Origin of the sequence: Desulfobaculum sp. SPO524 (genome assembly GCF_044987625.1) — a bacterium.
Lineage (GTDB): Bacteria > Desulfobacterota > Desulfovibrionia > Desulfovibrionales > Desulfovibrionaceae > Desulfobaculum.
In genome coordinates this window covers 83,401-101,804 of the sequence record NZ_JBJDSB010000004.1, presented here as the reverse complement: position 1 = coordinate 101,804, position 18,404 = coordinate 83,401, and the positions used below count along the sequence as shown (strand labels likewise).

Sequence of the window (18,404 nt, the reverse complement as noted above, 5' to 3'; positions counted from 1 at the left end):
GTGCGCGCCAATGGCGGCTTGGGGCCGGGGCAAGCCGTCCTCAACTGGACGGGCTGCCCCGCCGCGCGGCGCCTTCCGCGCGGCAGCGTCGTGTATAACGCGGGCTGCGCAGCCTGGCGGATGTGTTGCGGATTCCACCCTGCTGCGCCGTCCACGCCGTATCTCTAGGTTGCTGTCTGGGGCTGAATTTGGAGCGCCTCGCGCATCCCGGCCACAAAGGCCCGGACATCGCCGGGCGTGGTGTCATAGGAGCACATCCAGCGCACTTCGGCCGTGGCCTCATCCCATACATGGAAGTAGGACACGGCCTGCATGGCGGGTATCGCCTCGCGCGGGACCCGGGCAAAGACCGCGTTGGTCTCCACCGGACGGGACACCTCAACACCGGGCAGGGACGCCGCCTCCGTGGCGAGCAGCCGGGCCATGGCGTTGGAATGGCGCGCATTCTCCAGCCACAGGCCATCGCTCAGCAGGGCGTCATACTGCGCCGCGATAAAGCGCATTTTGCTGTGCAGTTGTCCACACTGCTTGCGCACATAGGGGAACTCCCCGGCAAGCTCGGGGCGAAACACCACCACGGCCTCACCAAACATAAGGCCGTTTTTGGTGCCGCCAAAGGACAACACGTCCACCCCGGCCTGCGAGGTAAGCGCGGCAAGGGGCACCTCCAGCGCGGCCGCCGCATTGGCAAGGCGCGCGCCGTCCATGTGCACAAGAAAACCATGGTCGTGGGCAAAGTCCACAATGGCCCGGATTTCATCCGGCGTGTACAGGGTGCCAAGCTCCGTAGCCTGCGTGATGGACACCACGCGGGGCTGGGAACAGTGCTGAAAGCCAAGGGCGTGCAGGTGGGGTTTCATGGACTCTGGCGAGAGCTTGCCGTTAACCGTCTGGCACGGCAACAGCTTGGAGCCCATAAAGGCCTCGGGCGCGCCGCCCTCATCCACATTGATGTGGGCGCAATCCGCGCACAAAACGCCCTGAAACGAGCGCCGCATGGCGGACAGGGCCGACACATTGGCCCCGGTGCCGTTATAGACGAAAAACACCTGCGCATCGTCACCGAAGACCTGTGCAAAGCGCCCGCGCGCCGTCCGGGTGAAGTCGTCGTCGCCATAGGCGACGCAGTGCCCGGTGTTGGCGCGGCTCAGGGCGTCCATCACCTTGTGGTGCACGCCTGAGTTGTTATCGCTTGCAAAGGTTTTGTCTAAAGCCATCTGGTTCTATCCTTACAGAAATCGAGAGTGTTGCGATGAATTACCGCGAAATCATTACCCCGAAATGACACTATCGTAAAGTGCAACATTTTCTCGCACACTGCGGGAACATTTTTTGACGCCAATGGCAAAAATTGGTCACTCAATCAACAGCAACCAGCCTTGGCACATTATCGCAGGTGCAATGGTATTGCCCGTTTCACGGGTGTTTTGGGGCATGCGGCCGTGGGCATTTTCCAAAAGAAAAGCGGCGGTCCCCGCCATGGGAACCGCCGCCATACAGTCGCAGGAATGACGATTTACTCGCCGTTAAGCTCTCTTTTACATTCGTGGAGTTCCTTCACGAGGTCCACCATTTCCATGGTTTGGTTCACACGCCACGAAAATTCCTCTGCGGAGAAGGGCTTCGCCAGAAAATCGTTGGCCCCCAGCTTCAAAAACTTAGCCGTCATGGCCGAGCCGCCCGCGCCGGAGATGCCGACAATGGCTAGGCGGTCCTTCTTGTAGGTTTTGCGGACCTCGCTGCACAGCTGAAAGCCGTCCATCACTGGCATTTCCCAGTCCGTGACCACAAGTGTGACCTCGGGGTGCTCGGCCAACATGTCCAGCGCCTCCTGCCCGTTTTCGGCCTCCAAAACCTGAAAGTTCTGAATCTCCAAAAGGGTCCGGACAAGGTTGCGCGCCGCGCGGGAGTCGTCCACCACCACAGCCTTGAGAAATTGGTTCTTGAACAGCCGGGAGATGGCGTTCACCACGCTGTCCAGCACCACCATGCTTTCCTTGAGCACATAGTCGGCCACGTTGCGTTCCAGGAGGGAGTCGCGCACATCGTCATGGAAGGTCGCCGTCAGCACGATGCTGGGAATGCCGTACGACATGGTGAGGTCCACGGCTTCGCCATCGGGCGCATCGGGCAGATTCAGGTCCACCACGGCCACGAAGATTTCCTCGCGCATTTCTTCCACCACGGAGCGGGCCTCTTCAAGCGTCCCGGCCCACACGGTGGAAAAATTGCTCAGCCCTTCTATGTGCCGCGAAACAATTTTCGCCTGCACTGCGCTGTCTTCGATGACCAGCACCCGCATGGCGGGTGACGTTTCATTCTCAAGAGCCATAGTTCCCTCTCATCCGGCAACAAGGCGCAACGGTCGCAGCCGGGAAATAGGTAAGGTCTTCCTGTCAGTCTATGCCAGATTTCCACTAACAAGAAAAGCAAAGAGCACTTTCTGACGCTTTGCCGCCGCATGGCGCATGCCATGCGGCGGCCGCAAAAATATCCGGCATGCGGGCATTTTCCGCTGCCGTATGAAGCACTTGCCGCCAGCCTGTCGTGCTGGGGGCCACGCTCGCGCCCCGTCTAGGGGCCGACCTGCGCCAATTCCTTGCGGTAGGCCTCCACACCCTTCACGATGCCGTCGGCCACCCGGTTCAGATAGTCCTTACTGCGCAGCCACTGCACTTCCGTGGGGTTGGTGATGTAGCCGGTTTCCACGAGGATGGCGGGCATCCGCGCGCCAATGAGCACGAAGAACGGCGCACTGCGCGCGCCATGGTCCCGAACGCCTTTATACTTGCGCTTGAGCGTTGTGACGCAGTTTTTCTGCACGTGCTGCGCCAGCACCTTGGATTCGCGGATCTTAAAGCTGTGCACCAGGTCCATGACGATTTTCTGCGTATCGCTGATGCGCATGGGGTCCACGTCGTTTTCCTTGGCCGCAAGGCGCAGGACAATGTCGTTGCGCGCCTTGCCAAGGTAGTACGTTTCAAAGCCGCGCACGGACGAACGCCGGTTGGCGTTGCAGTGCAGGGAGATGAACAGGTCCGCCTTTTTAATGTTGGCGGCCATGGCCCTGTCTTCCAGCTGGACTTTGGTGTCCCCGGTGCGCGTGTACAGGACGCGGAAGCCGCGGCTTTGGAGCTTGGCCCCAAGGATGCGCGCAAGGCTCAGGGTGACGTCCTTTTCCATGGTGCGGATGCGGCGCTTTTTCCGGCCGCGCTTGTCCTTGTAGTAGACATAGTCCAGCGCGCCCGGGTCTTTGCCGCCGTGACCGGCGTCAATCATAATGGTGCCGATGGTCATCCCCAACTGCGCCAGCACATCCTTGGCCACCTGCTTGTCCTTGGTGGTGGGCTTGTGGTTGGCGTCGGGCATTTTGGGCCATTTGGTCTTCTTGACCGGGGCCGCGCCTGCAGCGCGCTGCTCGGCAAACACATCAATGACGATGCGGAAAGGGTTTTCCAGCGTGAACAGGTGGTATTTGTTCAGGCGCTGAAAATCGAGCACCACCCGCGCGGTCTTCACATCATTTTGGCCGGCGCGCACGCCGCTCAGGATGCCGTCCTTCACACTCACCCGCGCGGCGAGGTCCGGCGCAAGGCGCGTTCCCTCAAGGTCGATGAACATGCGGTGGGGCTTATTGTGGGACGGGTCCGGCGGCAGGGAGTGGTCCTCAAACTTCACGGACCGGTCCATATCCAGCACCACACGGGTGAAGTCGTCACCACTGCGGTGGCGGATGTTCACCAGCCGCGCCGTATCGCCGGAGTCCGCCGGAGCCGCGGCCGTGGCGGCGGGCTTTTTCTTGGCTTTGGGCTTGGATGTCACACGGGCGTGGTCCATCTTGCGCAGCAGGCGCTTGGCGTCGGCGTAGCGGTCTCCCTTTGGGTAGTCGCGCACAAGACGCAGCAGGTCCGCATAGGCCTGATTCTCATCGCCAAGGGCTGTGTATTCCACCTCGCCCTTGCGGAAGAGCGCGTCATCGCGCCATGAGTCATCCTCGTCAAACATATCGTGGGCGCGCTGGTACTTTTCGGCGGCAAGGCGGGAGTCGTCCCGCCGCCCGGACCGGCGGCCAAGTTCGTCGTAGGTATAGCCCTCAAAGTACGCAGAGCGCGCAGCATACACGCCCCCGCCCCGCACGCGGGACAGGCGGTTGAACTCCCGCGCCAAACGCAAAAAATCATCGCGCTGGGCGCGGCGGTCGCGCTGCAACGCCTTAAAGCGGTCCACGGCGCGCGTGTATTCGCGGCGCAGGACCGACGAGGACATGGAGACAGATTTGGTGGGCGCAGGACGCGTCACCGCCGGGGCTTTTTTCTTGACCTCGGCAAGGAGCTTTTTGGCGCGCCCGGCATAATCGCCACGGGGATAGGACCGGAGCAAGCGCTCCAAATCCGAACGCGCCCCGGCGGCGTCGCCAAGGCGCGAATAGGACAGCGCGGCCTTGCGGTAGAGGCAATCATCCACCCAGCTATGCCGCGCGGGGAAATGGTTTACCGCGCGCTGGAAGGCGTCCACGGCCTCGCGCGCGTCGGACTTCAACCATGAGCGCTCGGCAAGCTCCTCATAACAGCGGGCCATGTAGTACAGGGACTTCGGCCCATAGCCACTGCCCGGATTCATGTTCAACACACGCCGAAAGCGCGAGTGCACATCCTTCCACATATCCCGGCGCTGGGCCAAACTTGAAGACGCCCCAACCTTTTTAAAACGTGACACCGCGTCGAGAAACGCAGTGCGCTGGCTGGCGGCGTGGGCCACAGCGGTCATGGACAGCATCAGCCCCGCCATGAGCAGGACAATGATGCACCGGGCCTGAACGCGGCGCATGACGCCGCGGGATGTGGAAGGGAGAGTGTATCGTCTATGCATGAACACCGTGCAGGTTGCCGTGTGTAAGGTTGCAGGCGAGCCGTGAACTCGGCTGAAATTGTCTTTGCCTCCGCACATATACCCGCGATTCCACCGACTGTGCAACCCCATGGGCCACACCGGGCCATATGACGGACGAAAGCCCGCCACACGCGGCTTTGCCGCCCTCAACGCGCAGCGCGCTACCCCTCGCGCACCACAACGGTCTTGCCGATGGGCGCAAGGGAGATGACGGCCAGCTTCAAGTGCTGGAAACCAAAGGGAATACCAATGATGGTAATGAAATTGGCCAGAGCGGCCACAAGGTGCCCAATTGCCAGCCAAATGCCCGCAAGGATGAACCAAATCACATTGCCGAGCATGCCAAGCGGGCCGGTGCCAATGTCCTCACGCCCGGTCACGTCGCGGCGGTCGGCCACCTCGCGCCCAAAGGGCCACAGGGCAAACGTGCCGATAACAAAGCAGGACCGCGCCCACGGGATGCCAATGATGGTCACAATCATGACCACACCGGACAGCCACCAGCCGATGGCCATGGGCAGGCCGCCAAGAACAAGCCACAGGATATTCAGCAGCATGCGGATCATACGCGTCTCCCTTTGTCCTTTGGGGCCATGCGCCCCAAGCTGTCCGCTCCACAATCACCACCGTGGGCGGCGTAAAACCGGCGGAACGCGGCGCGGAGCACTGCGCCCAGTGCGCAGGGCCTGTACTCGTGGCCGAGCCGTGCGCGACGCTTGCGGCAGAATGCCGTCTTCACCAGCCTACGCGGCCGGGCCGTCTTCCGACAACTCCGCCAAACGGCTTTCTATTTCCTCCCACCGCTCAAGGGCGGCGTCAAGCTCAGCTTCGGCTTTGCCAAGATTCTGCGTTGCGGCCTCAAAGCCAGCGGGGTCGCGCTGGTAGAAGTCCGGGTCCGCCAGCTTGGCGCTGAGGTCTTCAAGGGCGGCCTCCATGGCTTCGATGCGCGCCGGGGTCTCGTCCAATTCCGATTGCAGGGCGTCGCGCTCGCGCTGTTCGTTGAAGGTCAGCTTGCGCTTGCCGTCGGCGCGGGGGCGCTGGCGGGGTTTTGGCGCTTCGGCCTTTTTGGGACCGGCGCTCTCCTCGTCCTGCTGCCGTTGACGCAGCCAGTCGTCATAGCCGCCAACGTATTCACGCACCACGCCGTCCGCCTCAAAGGCGATGGTGGAGGTGACCACATTGTTGAGGAAGGCGCGGTCATGGCTGACCACCAGCACGGTGCCGGTGTACTGCATCAGCAGTTCTTCCAGCAGGTCCAGCGTTTCGGCGTCGAGGTCGTTGGTGGGTTCGTCAAGGACGAGGACGTTGGACGGACGCGTGAACAGCTTGGCAAGGAGCAACCTGTTGCGCTCGCCGCCGGACAGGGTGTGGACTTTGCTCCGGGCACGGTCGCGCGTGAACAGAAAGTCCTGCAAGTAGCCCATAACGTGGCGCTTGTTGCCGTCCACAGTCACCCACTCCTGCCCGTCGCCCACCACGTCATAGGCGCGGGCGTCCATGTCGAGGCTGGCGCGCAGCTGGTCGAAGTAGGCAATCTCCAGATTGGTGCCAAGGCGTACGGCGCCGCTGTCCGGGGTCTGCTTGCCCAGCAGGGTGCGCAGCAGCGTGGTCTTGCCTGCGCCGTTGGGGCCAATGATGCCCACCTTGTCCCCGCGCATGATGGCGGTGGTAAAATTGCTGAACACCGGGGCGCCGTCAAAGGCCACGGTCAGGTCCTGCCCCTCGGCCACCAGCTTGCCGGACAGCCCGGCCTCCTGCAGCTGCATCTTGGCCTGTCCGGGACGGTAGCGCCGGGCCTTGCGCTGTTCGCGCATTTTCTTGAGGTCGCGCAGACGGCCCATGTTGCGGCGACGGCGGGCGGTGACGCCCTTGCGCAGCCACTGCTCTTCCTCGGCCAGCTTAATGTCGAAGCGGTCCCATTCCTTTTCCTCGGCGTGCAGGAGTTCCTCCTTGCGCGTGAGGTAGGTCTGGTAGTCGCACCGCCAATCGGCCAGGTGGCCTCGGTCCAACTCCACAATGCGGGTCGCCAGCTTTTGGAGCAGCGCGCGGTCGTGGGTGACGAAGAAGAGGGTCTTCACGTGGCGGAGCAGGAATTCCTCCAGCCACGTGATGGAGTCGATGTCCAGATGGTTCGTGGGCTCGTCAAGGAGCAGGACATCCGGATCGCTGGCAAGAGCGCGGGCCAGCATAACGCGGCGCTTCAGGCCGCCGGACAGCGTGGCGAACTCGGCATCCGCGTCCAGCTTCAGGCGCGAGAGCACCGTCTCCACCGTGCGGTAGGATTCCCAACCGCCGCTGGCGTCAACGGCCTGCTGGGCCGCCTCCAGTGCGGGCATGGCCGAGGCGTCGCGCTCCACAGCGGCCACGGCGGAGCGGTAATCGTAGAGGGCGGTGCCCATCTCGCCAATGCCGGTGGCCACCACCTCAAACACGCTTCCGGTGATGTTCTGCGGCACGTCCTGCGACAGACGGGCAACACGCACGCCTTTGCCGATGGCAATCTCGCCGCCGTCAGGCTTCATGTCCCCGGTGACCACGCGCATAAGCGAGGACTTGCCCTCGCCATTGCGGCCGACAAGGCACACGCGTTCCCCGGCCTCAATCTGCATGCTGACGCCGTCCAGAACGGGTGCGTCGGAAAAGGCCAGCCGAATATCCTTGATGCTAATGAGCGCCACGCCTGTCTCCGCTAGCGCTTCATGTTCACGAACTGCAGCGGCAGGTCGAAATCGGCGTTGTTGAGGGTCTGCATAACCGTCTGAAGGTCGTCAATCTGCTTGGCCGTCACACGGACCTGATCGTCCTGAATGGCGGGCTGCACCTTTTTGAGCTTCAGATTCTTGATGGTCTTCACGATTTTCTGTGCCATTTCCTTGGAGATGCCTTCTTTGATGGCCACGTCCTGCTTGAGCTGGCCCTGCGAGGTGGCCTCGTGCTTCTTGAACTCCAAGCACTTGGAGTCGAGCTTGCGGCGGGTAAAATGGGCGATGAGCATCTCGCGCAGGGCTTTGATCTTCATCTCGTCACCGGTGACGATGCTGATGACCTTGTCCTTGCGGTTCAGCTTGATTTCGGTGTGCACGCCGCGGAAGTCGTAGCGCGTGGCCACTTCCTTGACCACGTTGTTCACGGCGTTATCGGCTTCCTGCAAATCCACCTGACTGACAATGTCGAGAGACGGCATAGGTCTGGTCTCCTGGCTAGAGTGTGGCCCCGTCTGCGGGGAGAGGCCCGGCGCGGGCGGGTCGCTGCGTCGCGTCGCGGGCGGGACTTGGCGCTGTATCGCTGCGCAGCGCGGCCACACACAGGCGGCGGCGCTGTCTCACACAGCGACTGGTACATAGGAATAATCCGCCCATATTGTAAAGGGCGGCGCGGGCTGAAGCCCGTCTGGGAAAAGTGGCCGGGGTTTGACGCACGTCAAGGCGGCGGGGCTGTGGTAGGCTACTGTGGACGCACATCATGCAGACACAGCCGGAATATCCGGCAAGGAGGCACCATGCCAGAAGAAACACTGATAAAGAACATGCCCTTTTCCCAGCCCGTGGTCATGGCGGAGCTTGTGGACTACGCCCCCGGCCAAGTGGTCAGCCGCACCATCAGCCAGCGGCCTACGGTGAACACCACCCTGTTCGCCTTTGACGCCGGGGAAGCCATCAGCACCCACAGCGCGCCGGGCGACGCCATCGTCCATGTGCTAGACGGCGAAGCCACCGTCACCATCGACGGCGAGGACTTCACGGTGCCCGCCGGCGAGGCCATCGTCATGCCCGCCAACATCCCCCACGGGGTGCGCGCGGAAAAGCGCTTTAAGATGTTCCTGCTTGTGGTTAAGCCCTAGCAGAGGCCGCCGCCCAGCGCCACAACGCACACCAGCCCGTTCACGCCGCGCCGCAAGCCGGAATGAGCGGGCTTTTTCGCGCGGCACGGGTTAGGACTTCTTCTTGTCCATGGAGCGGGTCAGCGCGCCCGCCACCCACCACGACGCGGCAATCCACAGCACCAACGACACGGCCAAGAACACGTTATGGCCTTGGTACATATCCATGCGCGGCAAAGCCGTCGCCCCAAAAAAGCCAAAACACGCCCAGAGAATAAGGCGCACAAGCTGGGACGTACTTTTGATAAGCCGCCGCTTCCTGCCGAGAAAGAGGCCCATTATCCATATAAGGACCAGCGCGAGAACGATGAACTTGAACATGCGGGTCGCCGGTGGTTGAAGGTGATGCGCGTCTGTGCGTGTGTAGCCTTTTGCGCTCAAAATTGCCAGCGGGGACATGTTGTCTCGGGACAACATGACACGAAATCCCCCATGAATCGCCCCCTTTACCCCATTTCCAGCGCCTCAAATGTTTCCATGCGGAAACATTTTGCCCAAAATCTCAAACCCAAAGAGACACAATGAGAGCCATCTACACCCGATTACACCCAATTATTTCGAAATATACTGCAACTAGAAGAGTGACTTCTAGAGTCTGTCAATTGACATACATGATGCCTTGGCGCCGCAAAAAGCACAATTAGGACGCAACCAACCGCCATCACACGCCATACCGAAGCACCTCGCAACGCATCCACCAGCATTGGCACGCCTAAAACAGCAATTGGCATCCGTCACACCACCCTTTTTTTCCCCTCTCAAACCCATTTTGGAGCGTTTTCAACCCCGCAAAAGCGCTCAACCGCTCAAAATTTTGACCGCACCAAAACCTAAGGAGATGCAAATACAATCGATTACACCCGATTAGAGCGAAATATCCACAAATGTTTCCGTGGCGAGAAGAACATCTTCTACGCCGCAACGTGCGGCACACGACGAACGAAAACACCCCACTCCCCAATCTTTCATCCACACCCACGCCCCGCCATCTCCATCCACACGGACGAGAGCCGTCAGGGGTGACGAGCGCCTTCTCTGCGCGCACCCGTGATGAGCGCACTCGGGATTCTCAAGGGTCCGCGACCCTTGAGCCTGCGGAGCACAAAAAGCCCCGCCCTCACCCACCACGCCACCACCCATCCCTCCTCACTCCCTCCTCCCGCCACCGCTGGGCACCTGACTTGGCTGCCAGCCCTCCGCCCGCTCCAGACAAAGGACGCAAAAAAAAGGCCGGCCCCGAAGGGCCGGCCCATATGTCTTCGCAATGGAATGGTCGCGGATGGCGTTTAGTACATGCCACCCATGCCGCCCATGCCGCCCATGCCAGCAGGCATAGCGGGAGCAGCTGCGCCCTTCTCTTCGGGCTTTTCGGCGATGGCGCACTCGGTGGTGAGCAGCAGGCCAGCCACGGAGGAGGAGTTCTGCAGAGCGCTGCGGGTCACCTTCTTAGGATCGATGACACCGGCCTTGATGAGGTCTTCGTACTCGCAGGAGGCGGCGTTGAAGCCGTAGCCGTCCTTGTTGGAGCGGACCTTCTCGACAACGATGGAGCCTTCGAGGCCAGCGTTGTTGGCGATCATGCGCAGGGGCTCTTCGATAGCGCGGGAGATGATGGAGACGCCAGCGGCCTCGTCATCGTCGGCCACGGAGACCTTCTCCAGCACGTGGGAGCAGCGGACCAGAGCCACGCCGCCGCCAGGCACGATGCCTTCTTCGACAGCTGCGCGGGTGGCGTTGAGTGCGTCTTCCACGCGGGCTTTCTTTTCCTTCATCTCGGTCTCGGTGGCAGCGCCAACGTTGATCACAGCGACACCGCCGACGATCTTGGCCAGGCGCTCCTGGAGCTTCTCGCGGTCGTAGTCGGACGTGGTCTCGTCGATCTGCGCGCGGAGCTGAGCCACACGGGCCTTGATGTCTTCGGCTTCGCCAGCACCGTCAACGATGGTGGTGTTTTCCTTGTCGATGACAACACGCTTGGCGGTGCCAAGGTCGTTAACGCTGACGTTCTCGAGCTTGAGGCCGAGATCGTCGGACACAACCTGACCACCGGTGAGGATGGCGATGTCCTTGAGCATTTCCTTGCGGCGCTCGCCAAAGCCGGGGGCCTTGATGGCGACCACGTTCAGGATGCCGCGGAGCTTGTTCACAACGAGGGTAGCGAGGGCTTCGCCGTCCACGTCCTCGGCAATGATGACGAGGGGCTTGGACATCTTGGCAACCTGCTCCAGAACGGGCAGGAGATCCTTCATGTTGGAGATCTTGCTCTCGTTGATGAGGATCATGGGCTCTTCCATTTCGCAGACCATCTTCTCGGGGTTGGTCACGAAGTAGGGGGAGAGGTAGCCGCGATCGAACTGCATGCCTTCCACAACGTCGAGGGTGGTCTCGAGACCCTTTGCTTCCTCAACGGTGATGACGCCTTCCTTGCCGACCTTGTTCATGGCCTCGGCAATGATATTGCCGATGGTGGCGTCGTTGTTGGCGGAAATGGTGCCGATCTGGGCAATTTCCTTCTGGTCGCGGGTGGGCTTGGTCAGCTTGACCAGCTCTTCGGAGAGGGCCTCGACAGCCTTGTCGATGCCGCGCTTGATGGCCATGGGGTTGCGGCCGGCGGCCACAAGCTTCACGCCTTCGGTGAAGATAGCCTGAGCGAGGATGGTCGCCGTGGTGGTGCCGTCGCCGGCAACATCGGAGGTCTTGGAAGCAACTTCCTTAACCATCTGGGCGCCCATGTTCTCGAACTTGTCTTCCAGCTCAATCTCCTTGGCGACGGTGACGCCGTCCTTGGTGATGATGGGGGAGCCGAAGGACTTTTCGATGACAACGTTACGGCCCTTGGGGCCGAGGGTCACCTTGACGGCGTTGGCAAGGGTGTCAACGCCAATTTTCAGCTTTTCACGGGCCTTTGCGTCAAAACGGATATCTTTGGCCATTGTGGTCTCTCCTCTCTAAAAATCTATTTGCGATCGAAAATTCTACTGCTCGACGATAGCCAGGATGTCATCCTCGCGCATGACGAGGTGTTCCTTACCGTCAATCTTGATCTCGGTACCGGCGTACTTGTTGAAGAGAACCATGTCGCCTTCCTTGACGGACATAGCGATGGTCTTGCCGGACTCGTCGGTCTTGCCGGGGCCAGCGGCCACGATTTCGCCACGCATGGGCTTTTCCTTGGCCGTGTCGGGGATGATGATGCCTCCGGCGGACACTTCCTCACTCTCCAGGCGCTTGACCAGGACTCGATCGTTAAGCGGCTTCAACTTCATTTCGGTTCCTCCATTAGCGAATTTTTTCGATGCGCTGTTAGCACTCGGTCATGGCGAGTGCCAATCGCGACGCTAAGCAGTTATAGCTTGATTCAGCAAAAAGCAAACCCGAAAACCGGGCAACGCATGAAACATTAGTCCGCCGGGGGGGATAGTCAACACCTGTGACGAAATTTTTTTGGAACTTTTTTTCGCGCCCCCCTCGCCGCATCCGCGTCGGCCCCGCGACAACCCTTGCTTCCCGGCCTTTTGACGGGGTTTCCCTTCGGGGCGCGTCAGGGTATGGTAAATGCGCTCTACCATCGCACCCTTAAGGAAAACATCATGTTCAGACCTCTGAAGTACACCCTCGCGCTCACCATCATTCTCGGCTTCGTCGCGGTCTTTGGCTGCACGGACCCCGAACCGGTGAAAAAAGTGGATCTCTCCCACAGGGAGGAGGTCACCTTCCGTGCCCGCAAAGGGGAAATCACTTACGCCTATCTGCCACAGTACTCCCACAGCGTATCCTACCAGCGCCACCACCTGCTGGTGGAGCATCTGTCCGAGGCTACGGGGCTGAAATTCCGCCAAGTGTTCCCCGATACCTTTGATGAGCACATGAACATGGTGGGCGAAGGCCTCATCGATATCTCGTTCTCCAACCCCTTCATCTACGTGAAGCTGGCGGACCGCTACGGCGCGCGCGCCTTTGCCAGAGTGGTGGAGCGCGGGCGCGGGGCCAACTTCCGCGGGCAAATCATCGTCCGTACCGACAACCCGGACATCAAGACCTTACAGGACGTCAAAGGCCAGCACTGGCTGGCGGTGGACCCCTCTTCCGCCGGCGGCTACCTGTTCGCCCTTGGGCACTTCCTTGAAAACGGCATCAAAAAGCACGACTTTGCGGAAATCGCCTTTGCCCCCGGACCGGGCGGCAAGCAGGAGAAGGTCGTCCTTGGCGTGTACTCCGGACGCTTTGGCGTCGGCTCCATCCGCGAGGGCACCCTCGACGTTTTGGAAGGCGCTATCGACCTCTCACGCATCCGCGTCCTTGCCACCACCCGCTGGTACCCCGGCTGGGTCTACGCCGCGCGCAAAGGCCTTGACCCCGAGGTGGTCCGCAAGGTGAGCGAGGCCATGGCGGACCTTTCCATGTCCGACCCGGCAGACCGGCAAATATTGGACCTGGCCCAAATTATTGAAATCATCCCGGCCCACGACAAGGATTTCGACCCCGTACGTGACCTTGCCAGGCGCATTGGCCTTAACCTTTCCCGGTAGGACGGCATGACCGAGCACAACGCACCCCTTTCCCTGCTCCAGCGCCTGACCAATCCGTTTCTGCGCTTTTTGCGCGAACGGCTGGACCCCTATGGCCGAAAACCCCTGCCCGGCATCCGCCTGCTCACGCGGATGCGCTTTAAGGATAAGATTAACTTCGGCATCACCAGCGTGGTGATCTTCTTTGGCGTCTTGTCGGCGGTGCTGGTCAGCCGCGTGGCCGTGGTCACCCTGCTGGAGGAAAACCGCGACCGGGGCCGTAGCATGGCCGTGAATATGGCCTCGCGCGCAGTGGACCCCCTGCTGGCCAAGGACTTTCTGCGCCTGAAAAACCTCGTGGACGAAATTGAGCGCCTGTCGGACTACACGCTCTACGCCTTTATTCAGGACAAAAACAACGACGTACTGGTACACACCTTTAAACGCGGCTTCCCAGTGGAGCTTATAGGCGCCAACGCCCCGCAGGAGAACGGCGTCAGCATCCAACTGCTGGATACCGGAGACAAGCGCATCTACGACTTTGCCGCGCCCATTCTCATTGGGGACTGGACCTTCGGCACGGTGCGCCTTGGCGTCTCGCAGGCGCGGGTGCAGGCCGTGCAGCGGCGGGTGCTGACCACCATTGTGGGCGTCACCGCCGCCGTGGCCGCCGTGGCCGTGCTGCTGGGGAGCATCTTCTCGCGCAATGTGGCCGCGCGCATCAACGCCCTGCGCCAAAGCGCAGAGGACGTGGTCCGCGGCAATCTGGACGTGCAGACCGGCCCGCGCCTGTACCGCAACTGCTGGGAGATTCAACAATGCGGCAAAACCGAGTGCCCGGCCTACAAGGACGACAGGCGGCGGTGCTGGTATCTGGCGGGCACGCTGTGCCCGGACTGCTCGCCCAAGTCCTACCCGGAAAAGCTCCAGACCTGCCGCGAGTGTGATGTCTTTGTGGAGAATATGGGCGACGAAATCCAAAGCCTTGCCGAAACCTTTGACGTCATGGCCCTCGCCCTCAAGGAGCACCTTGAGGAGTTGCAGTTGACGCAGGCTGACCTTGAGCGCCAACAGCAACTCATGAAGACCATCCTCGACGTGACGCCGGACCTTGTGTCACTTCAGGGGACGGACCTGCGCTACATGGCCGTGAACAAAGCCTTTTGCACCTATTATCATCTCAATGAGTCCGACATCGTCGGGCGTACGGACTTTGACCTCTTTGACGAATACGTCGCCGACGGCAACTATCACGAAGACATGCAAATCCTGCTCAGCGGACACCCCATGTCCAAGCAGGAGCTGCTGCAAAGCGGCGACCAGAAGCGCTGGTTCCACATTATCAAGGTGCCGGTCTACGACAACGACGAAATCATCGGCCTGCTGCTGACCGCGCGTGATATTACCATCATCAAGCAATATCAGGAGCGGCTCATCCACTCCCAGAAGATGCAGGACCTCGGCAAGCTGGCCGGCGGCGTGGCGCACGAAATCAACACCCCCCTCGGCATCGTGCTGGGCTATGCCCAGCTACTCATCGAGGACGCGCCCGATGGGTCGCAGCTCAGTGAAGACTTGAAAACTATCGAGAAACAGACCAAAGTCTGCAAAAAGATTGTCGCCGACCTGCTGGGCTTTTCACGGCACATTGAAAGCAGCATGGAAACCATGGACCTGAACCAGTCCATAGAGGAAGTTACGTCCCTTGTGGACCACATCTTCAAGCAGGAACGTGTCAGCATCGTGACGGATTTTGACCCGACGGTCACTCCTATTGTCGGCGACAAGGACAAGTTGAAACAGGTGTGGATGAACCTTCTGAACAATGCCTTCGACGCCATTGGCTCGGACGGGTCCATCTTTGTGGGCACCAAGATGTGCAGCCACCGGCGGCGGGTGGTCATCAGTGTGGCGGATACCGGCTCCGGCGTATCGCAGGAGGACATCAACCACATCTTTGACCCGTTCTTCACCACCAAGCCCGCTGGCGAGGGCACAGGGCTCGGCCTTGCCGTGTCCTTTGGCATCATCAGCGACCACAAGGGCCGCATATCGGCCATCAGTCCCGCACCGCTGGACTATATTGAAACAAGCGGGGACAAGCATACCTCCGCGCGCCCGGGACCGGGCACGCTGTTCATCGTGGAACTGCCCCTCACCAAGGAGGGGCTGCCCGACGAGGAATGCCCCGAAGTGACGGAAGTTCTCTCCTCCAAAGGAGACTATTCAGCAGGAGGCCTGTCGTGGCAGAGATAGTCGTACTGGACGATGTAATGGATGCGGGAATTCTCATCCGCAGAATACTGGAGCGCAAGGGCCATGTGGTCCACTCCTTCACCGAGGAGGAAGAGGCGCTGGACCATATCCGCAAGCAGACCGTTGACCTTGCCATACTGGACATCAAGCTCAAGAAGATGACCGGCGTGGAAGTGCTGGAGGAAATCAAAAAGATTTCCAAGGCCGTCAAGGTCATCATGCTCACGGGCTACCCCACCCTTGAAACGGCCCGTCAATGTCAGGAACTGGGCGCCGTGGACTACTGCGTGAAGCCCATCGACAAGGACGAACTGGAAGAAAAAGTCTCCAAGGCACTGACCACATAAGGACATCATGAGTCTGGAACTCAAGCAGCTCTTCCGCCACTGGACCTATCAGGTCTTTGCGCCGGGCACGCTTCTGCGCAAAAAGTACGAAGCGTTCAAACGGCTTCTCGATCTTGACCGCACGTGCCTGAAGCACATCGCCGAGATGGAGGAGCTTTACTATGGCCGCGTCCCGGCGGACTGGGCCCGCGTGACCATGCTTACGCGCACCCTCTCCGCCGACGTGAAGAGCCTTACGCGTGAGCTTATGCGCATGCGTCCGGGCCATTACCTCGACCTGCCGGACTACCGCCGCAAGATAGATTTTTATCTGTCCATGCAGACGGAGCCGCCGGAGTTCGATTTTGCCCCGCCCTACGCCATACCGCTGTCCGAAGCGCACCTTTCGGCGGCGGAGGCGGGCAACAAGGCCGCGCGCCTGTCCAGCCTTGCCGAGGTGGAAGACTTGCCCGTGCCCGGTGGTTTTGTCATCACCACACGGGCGTTCCATTATTTTATTGAATATAACGAACTGCGCTCGCGCATTGAAACGCTACTGTCCAAGGTCACTCTCGACTCGCCCGGCTTTGTGCTGGACATCTGCGAGGAAATCCAGCGCCTCATCATGGAGGCGGAAGTGCCCCCAGCCGTAGAGGAAGCCTACCGCGACCACGCCCTGACCCTTGCCGCCGCGCGCGGCGGGCAGTTGCAGCTGGCCGTCCGCTCATCCGCCGTGGGCGAGGATACCGAGGCCTCCTTTGCCGGACAGTACGACAGCGAGCTTGGCGTGTCCCTGTCGGACCTCTCCCACGCCTACAAAAAGGTGCTGGCCAGCAAATATTCGCCCAAGGCCGTCACCTACCGCATCCGCTACGGCATGCCGGACATGCAAACCCCCATGGCCGTGCTGGTGCTGGAAATGATCGACGCCCGCGTCAGCGGCGTGGTCTACACCCACGACCCCTCGGACCACGACGGCGATTGCCTGTCCGTGTACTCCGTGGAGGGCATGGCCCGCTCCCTTGTGGACGGCAGTTCCTCGCCGGATATCGTCACCCTCTCGCGCGAGAACGCGCCGCGCATCCTTTCGCGCACTTCCGGCGCGGCCGCCCCGCAGATTATCTCCGGCGACATTCCCGAAGACGGCCCCGCCCTCGGCGAAGAGCACGCCCTGACCCTTGCCAAATGGGGCATGGCCCTTGAGGACGCCTTTGGCGGCCCGCAGGACATTGAATGGTGCATGGACCGTTGGGGCTCGCTGTTCATGATCCAGTGCCGCCCCCTCGGTACGCGCAAAGCGCCCCTCGACGACCAGCACGACGTGCCGCCCGAACCGGACGCGGAACCCATCCTGAACGGCATCCCGGCCAGTCCGGGAGTGGGCATCGGTCAAATATGCAAGCCCCTCCGCATCATGGAGTTGGACGACGTGCCCGAAGGCTGCGTGCTGGTGGCGGACACCCTGTCCCCGTCCTTTGCCAGCGTGCTGGAGCGCCTCGCCGCCGTCATCACAGATACCGGCTCCAAGGCCAGCCACTTTGCCTCCGTCGCGCGTGAATTCGGCGTGCCGGTCATTGTGGACGCTAAATTTGCCACGCGAGAACTTGCAGACGGCGCCCTTGTCACCGTAGACGCCGACCATGGGCACGTCTACGACGGCGAACTCCCCGAACTGCGCCAGCGCGCGGCCATGCGGGCCAACGTGCTGGATACGCCCTTCCACCGCCGCCTGCGCAAGGTCATGGACCACATCGTGCCCCTCAACCTCACCGACCCCGAAGGCGACGACTTCGCCCCGGACGGGTGCCGGACCATGCACGACATTGTGCGCTTCTGCCACGAAAAGGCCGTGGCCGAGATGTTCAATCTTGTGGACAAGGGCGGGCGCGGTCTGGCACAGGCCAAGATTCTGGAAGGCGGCCTGCCGCTGGTGATGTATATTCTGGACCTTGGCGGCGGGCTGACCCCGCAGGCGCACAAGGCCAGCGCCGTGGACCCGTGCCACTTTGCCAGCGACAGCATCAGCGCCCTGTGGGAAGGGCTGAACCACCCGGACATTCAATGGGACGGCAGCCTGCTGGCCTTTGACTGGGAAGAGTTCGACCGCATGAGCGCGGGCGTGGTGAGCCTGAAGTCCAAAACCCTGTCCAGCTACGTCATCCTTGCGCGGGACTACATGCACGCGCTTATCCGCTTCGGCTACCACTTCGCCGTGCTGGACACCATGAGTACCGACCACGCGGACTCCAACTACATCAACTTCCGCTTCAAGGGCGGCGGCGCGGGCATTGGTCAGCGCAAGCTGCGCCTCGCCTTTGTGGACAAGGTGCTCAAGGACGCGGGCTTTACCGTGCGCATCACCGGCGACATGCTGGAAGCCTCACTCAACCGCGCGCCCCGGCCCAAGATTGAGCTGAACCTCACGCTCATCGGCACCCTGCTTGGCAAAACGCGGCTTATGGACATGGCCCTCACCGGCGACAATCAGGTCCAGCAACTTGTGGACGACTTCTTGGATTCCATTTAGGCGCGGGAGACAGGCAT

14 protein-coding genes are annotated in these 18,404 nt (G+C 61.1%); 5 read left to right on the top strand and 9 right to left on the bottom strand.

What is annotated here, in order from left to right; translation table 11 throughout:
- Window positions 1-164: 164 nt before the first annotated feature.
- From ACI3L3_RS13515 to ACI3L3_RS13490, 6 genes are all read right to left on the bottom strand, one after another.
- Complete coding sequence (locus ACI3L3_RS13515; protein WP_404845668.1) at window positions 165-1,217, bottom strand: threonine aldolase family protein; 1,053 nt, start codon at window positions 1,215-1,217, stop codon at window positions 165-167.
- Between the two features lie 299 nt (window positions 1,218-1,516).
- The gene (locus ACI3L3_RS13510; RefSeq protein ID WP_404845667.1) at window positions 1,517-2,332 is read right to left on the bottom strand and encodes a response regulator; all 816 of its coding nucleotides are present in this window, start codon (window positions 2,330-2,332) and stop codon (window positions 1,517-1,519) included.
- A 242-nt stretch (window positions 2,333-2,574) separates the two neighbouring features.
- On the bottom strand, window positions 2,575-4,869 hold the full coding sequence (locus ACI3L3_RS13505) for an N-acetylmuramoyl-L-alanine amidase (protein WP_404845666.1): 2,295 nt from the start codon (window positions 4,867-4,869) through the stop codon (window positions 2,575-2,577).
- 182 nt (window positions 4,870-5,051) lie between these two features.
- Window positions 5,052-5,456, bottom strand: a complete 405-nt coding sequence (locus ACI3L3_RS13500; protein ID WP_404845665.1) for a YccF domain-containing protein — start codon at window positions 5,454-5,456, stop codon at window positions 5,052-5,054.
- 177 nt (window positions 5,457-5,633) lie between these two features.
- On the bottom strand, window positions 5,634-7,568 hold the full coding sequence (abc-f, locus tag ACI3L3_RS13495) for a ribosomal protection-like ABC-F family protein (RefSeq protein ID WP_404845664.1): 1,935 nt from the start codon (window positions 7,566-7,568) through the stop codon (window positions 5,634-5,636).
- A gap of 11 nt (window positions 7,569-7,579) precedes the next feature.
- Window positions 7,580-8,074, bottom strand: coding sequence for a YajQ family cyclic di-GMP-binding protein (locus ACI3L3_RS13490; RefSeq protein WP_404845663.1), 495 nt, complete (start codon window positions 8,072-8,074; stop codon window positions 7,580-7,582).
- A 315-nt stretch (window positions 8,075-8,389) separates the two neighbouring features.
- On the opposite strand from ACI3L3_RS13490, the gene ACI3L3_RS13485 reads away from it, so the two are divergent.
- Complete coding sequence (locus ACI3L3_RS13485) at window positions 8,390-8,731, top strand: cupin domain-containing protein (protein WP_404845662.1); 342 nt, start codon at window positions 8,390-8,392, stop codon at window positions 8,729-8,731.
- A 90-nt stretch (window positions 8,732-8,821) separates the two neighbouring features.
- Here ACI3L3_RS13485 and ACI3L3_RS13480 read toward each other — a convergent pair whose 3' ends face one another.
- From ACI3L3_RS13480 to groES, 3 genes are all read right to left on the bottom strand, one after another.
- Window positions 8,822-9,091: a hypothetical protein gene (locus ACI3L3_RS13480; protein WP_404845661.1), complete on the bottom strand. Its 270-nt coding sequence runs from the start codon at window positions 9,089-9,091 to the stop codon at window positions 8,822-8,824.
- Window positions 9,092-10,056: 965 nt separating this feature from the next.
- Complete coding sequence (gene groL, locus ACI3L3_RS13475) at window positions 10,057-11,703, bottom strand: chaperonin GroEL (protein ID WP_404845660.1); 1,647 nt, start codon at window positions 11,701-11,703, stop codon at window positions 10,057-10,059.
- A 42-nt stretch (window positions 11,704-11,745) separates the two neighbouring features.
- Window positions 11,746-12,036 carry a co-chaperone GroES gene (gene groES, locus ACI3L3_RS13470; RefSeq protein ID WP_404845659.1) on the bottom strand — a complete coding sequence of 97 codons (291 nt, stop codon included), beginning with the start codon at window positions 12,034-12,036 and terminating at the stop codon, window positions 11,746-11,748.
- Between the two features lie 324 nt (window positions 12,037-12,360).
- Between groES and ACI3L3_RS13465 the strand changes: the two genes are divergently transcribed.
- From ACI3L3_RS13465 to ACI3L3_RS13450, 4 genes are read left to right on the top strand one after another with little or no spacing between them, the layout of a single operon-like run.
- Window positions 12,361-13,299 carry a phosphate/phosphite/phosphonate ABC transporter substrate-binding protein gene (locus ACI3L3_RS13465; RefSeq protein ID WP_404845658.1) on the top strand — a complete coding sequence of 313 codons (939 nt, stop codon included), beginning with the start codon at window positions 12,361-12,363 and terminating at the stop codon, window positions 13,297-13,299.
- A gap of 6 nt (window positions 13,300-13,305) precedes the next feature.
- Window positions 13,306-15,534, top strand: a complete 2,229-nt coding sequence (locus ACI3L3_RS13460) for an ATP-binding protein (protein ID WP_404845657.1) — start codon at window positions 13,306-13,308, stop codon at window positions 15,532-15,534.
- On the top strand, window positions 15,522-15,881 hold the full coding sequence (locus ACI3L3_RS13455) for a response regulator (protein WP_404845656.1): 360 nt from the start codon (window positions 15,522-15,524) through the stop codon (window positions 15,879-15,881). Before ACI3L3_RS13460 ends, ACI3L3_RS13455 begins: the two co-directional genes overlap by 13 nt.
- A 7-nt stretch (window positions 15,882-15,888) precedes the next feature.
- Window positions 15,889-18,387: a PEP/pyruvate-binding domain-containing protein gene (locus tag ACI3L3_RS13450; protein WP_404845655.1), complete on the top strand. Its 2,499-nt coding sequence runs from the start codon at window positions 15,889-15,891 to the stop codon at window positions 18,385-18,387.
- Window positions 18,388-18,404 lie beyond the last annotated feature (17 nt).

Bases quoted from the DNA above. Each gene is read 5' to 3' on its own strand.
- groES (WP_404845659.1), bottom strand. From the start codon at position 12,036: ATGAAGTTGAAGCCGCTTAACGATCGAGTCCTGGTCAAGCGCCTGGAG.
- ACI3L3_RS13515 (WP_404845668.1), bottom strand. From the start codon at position 1,217: ATGGCTTTAGACAAAACCTTTGCAAGCGATAACAACTCAGGCGTGCAC.
- ACI3L3_RS13505 (WP_404845666.1), bottom strand. From the start codon at position 4,869: ATGCATAGACGATACACTCTCCCTTCCACATCCCGCGGCGTCATGCGC.
- ACI3L3_RS13490 (WP_404845663.1), bottom strand. From the start codon at position 8,074: ATGCCGTCTCTCGACATTGTCAGTCAGGTGGATTTGCAGGAAGCCGAT.
- ACI3L3_RS13460 (WP_404845657.1), top strand. From the start codon at position 13,306: ATGACCGAGCACAACGCACCCCTTTCCCTGCTCCAGCGCCTGACCAAT.
- ACI3L3_RS13500 (WP_404845665.1), bottom strand. From the start codon at position 5,456: ATGATCCGCATGCTGCTGAATATCCTGTGGCTTGTTCTTGGCGGCCTG.
- ACI3L3_RS13485 (WP_404845662.1), top strand. From the start codon at position 8,390: ATGCCAGAAGAAACACTGATAAAGAACATGCCCTTTTCCCAGCCCGTG.
- ACI3L3_RS13450 (WP_404845655.1), top strand. From the start codon at position 15,889: ATGAGTCTGGAACTCAAGCAGCTCTTCCGCCACTGGACCTATCAGGTC.
- groL (WP_404845660.1), bottom strand. From the start codon at position 11,703: ATGGCCAAAGATATCCGTTTTGACGCAAAGGCCCGTGAAAAGCTGAAA.
- ACI3L3_RS13480 (WP_404845661.1), bottom strand. From the start codon at position 9,091: ATGTTCAAGTTCATCGTTCTCGCGCTGGTCCTTATATGGATAATGGGC.
- ACI3L3_RS13465 (WP_404845658.1), top strand. From the start codon at position 12,361: ATGTTCAGACCTCTGAAGTACACCCTCGCGCTCACCATCATTCTCGGC.
- ACI3L3_RS13510 (WP_404845667.1), bottom strand. From the start codon at position 2,332: ATGGCTCTTGAGAATGAAACGTCACCCGCCATGCGGGTGCTGGTCATC.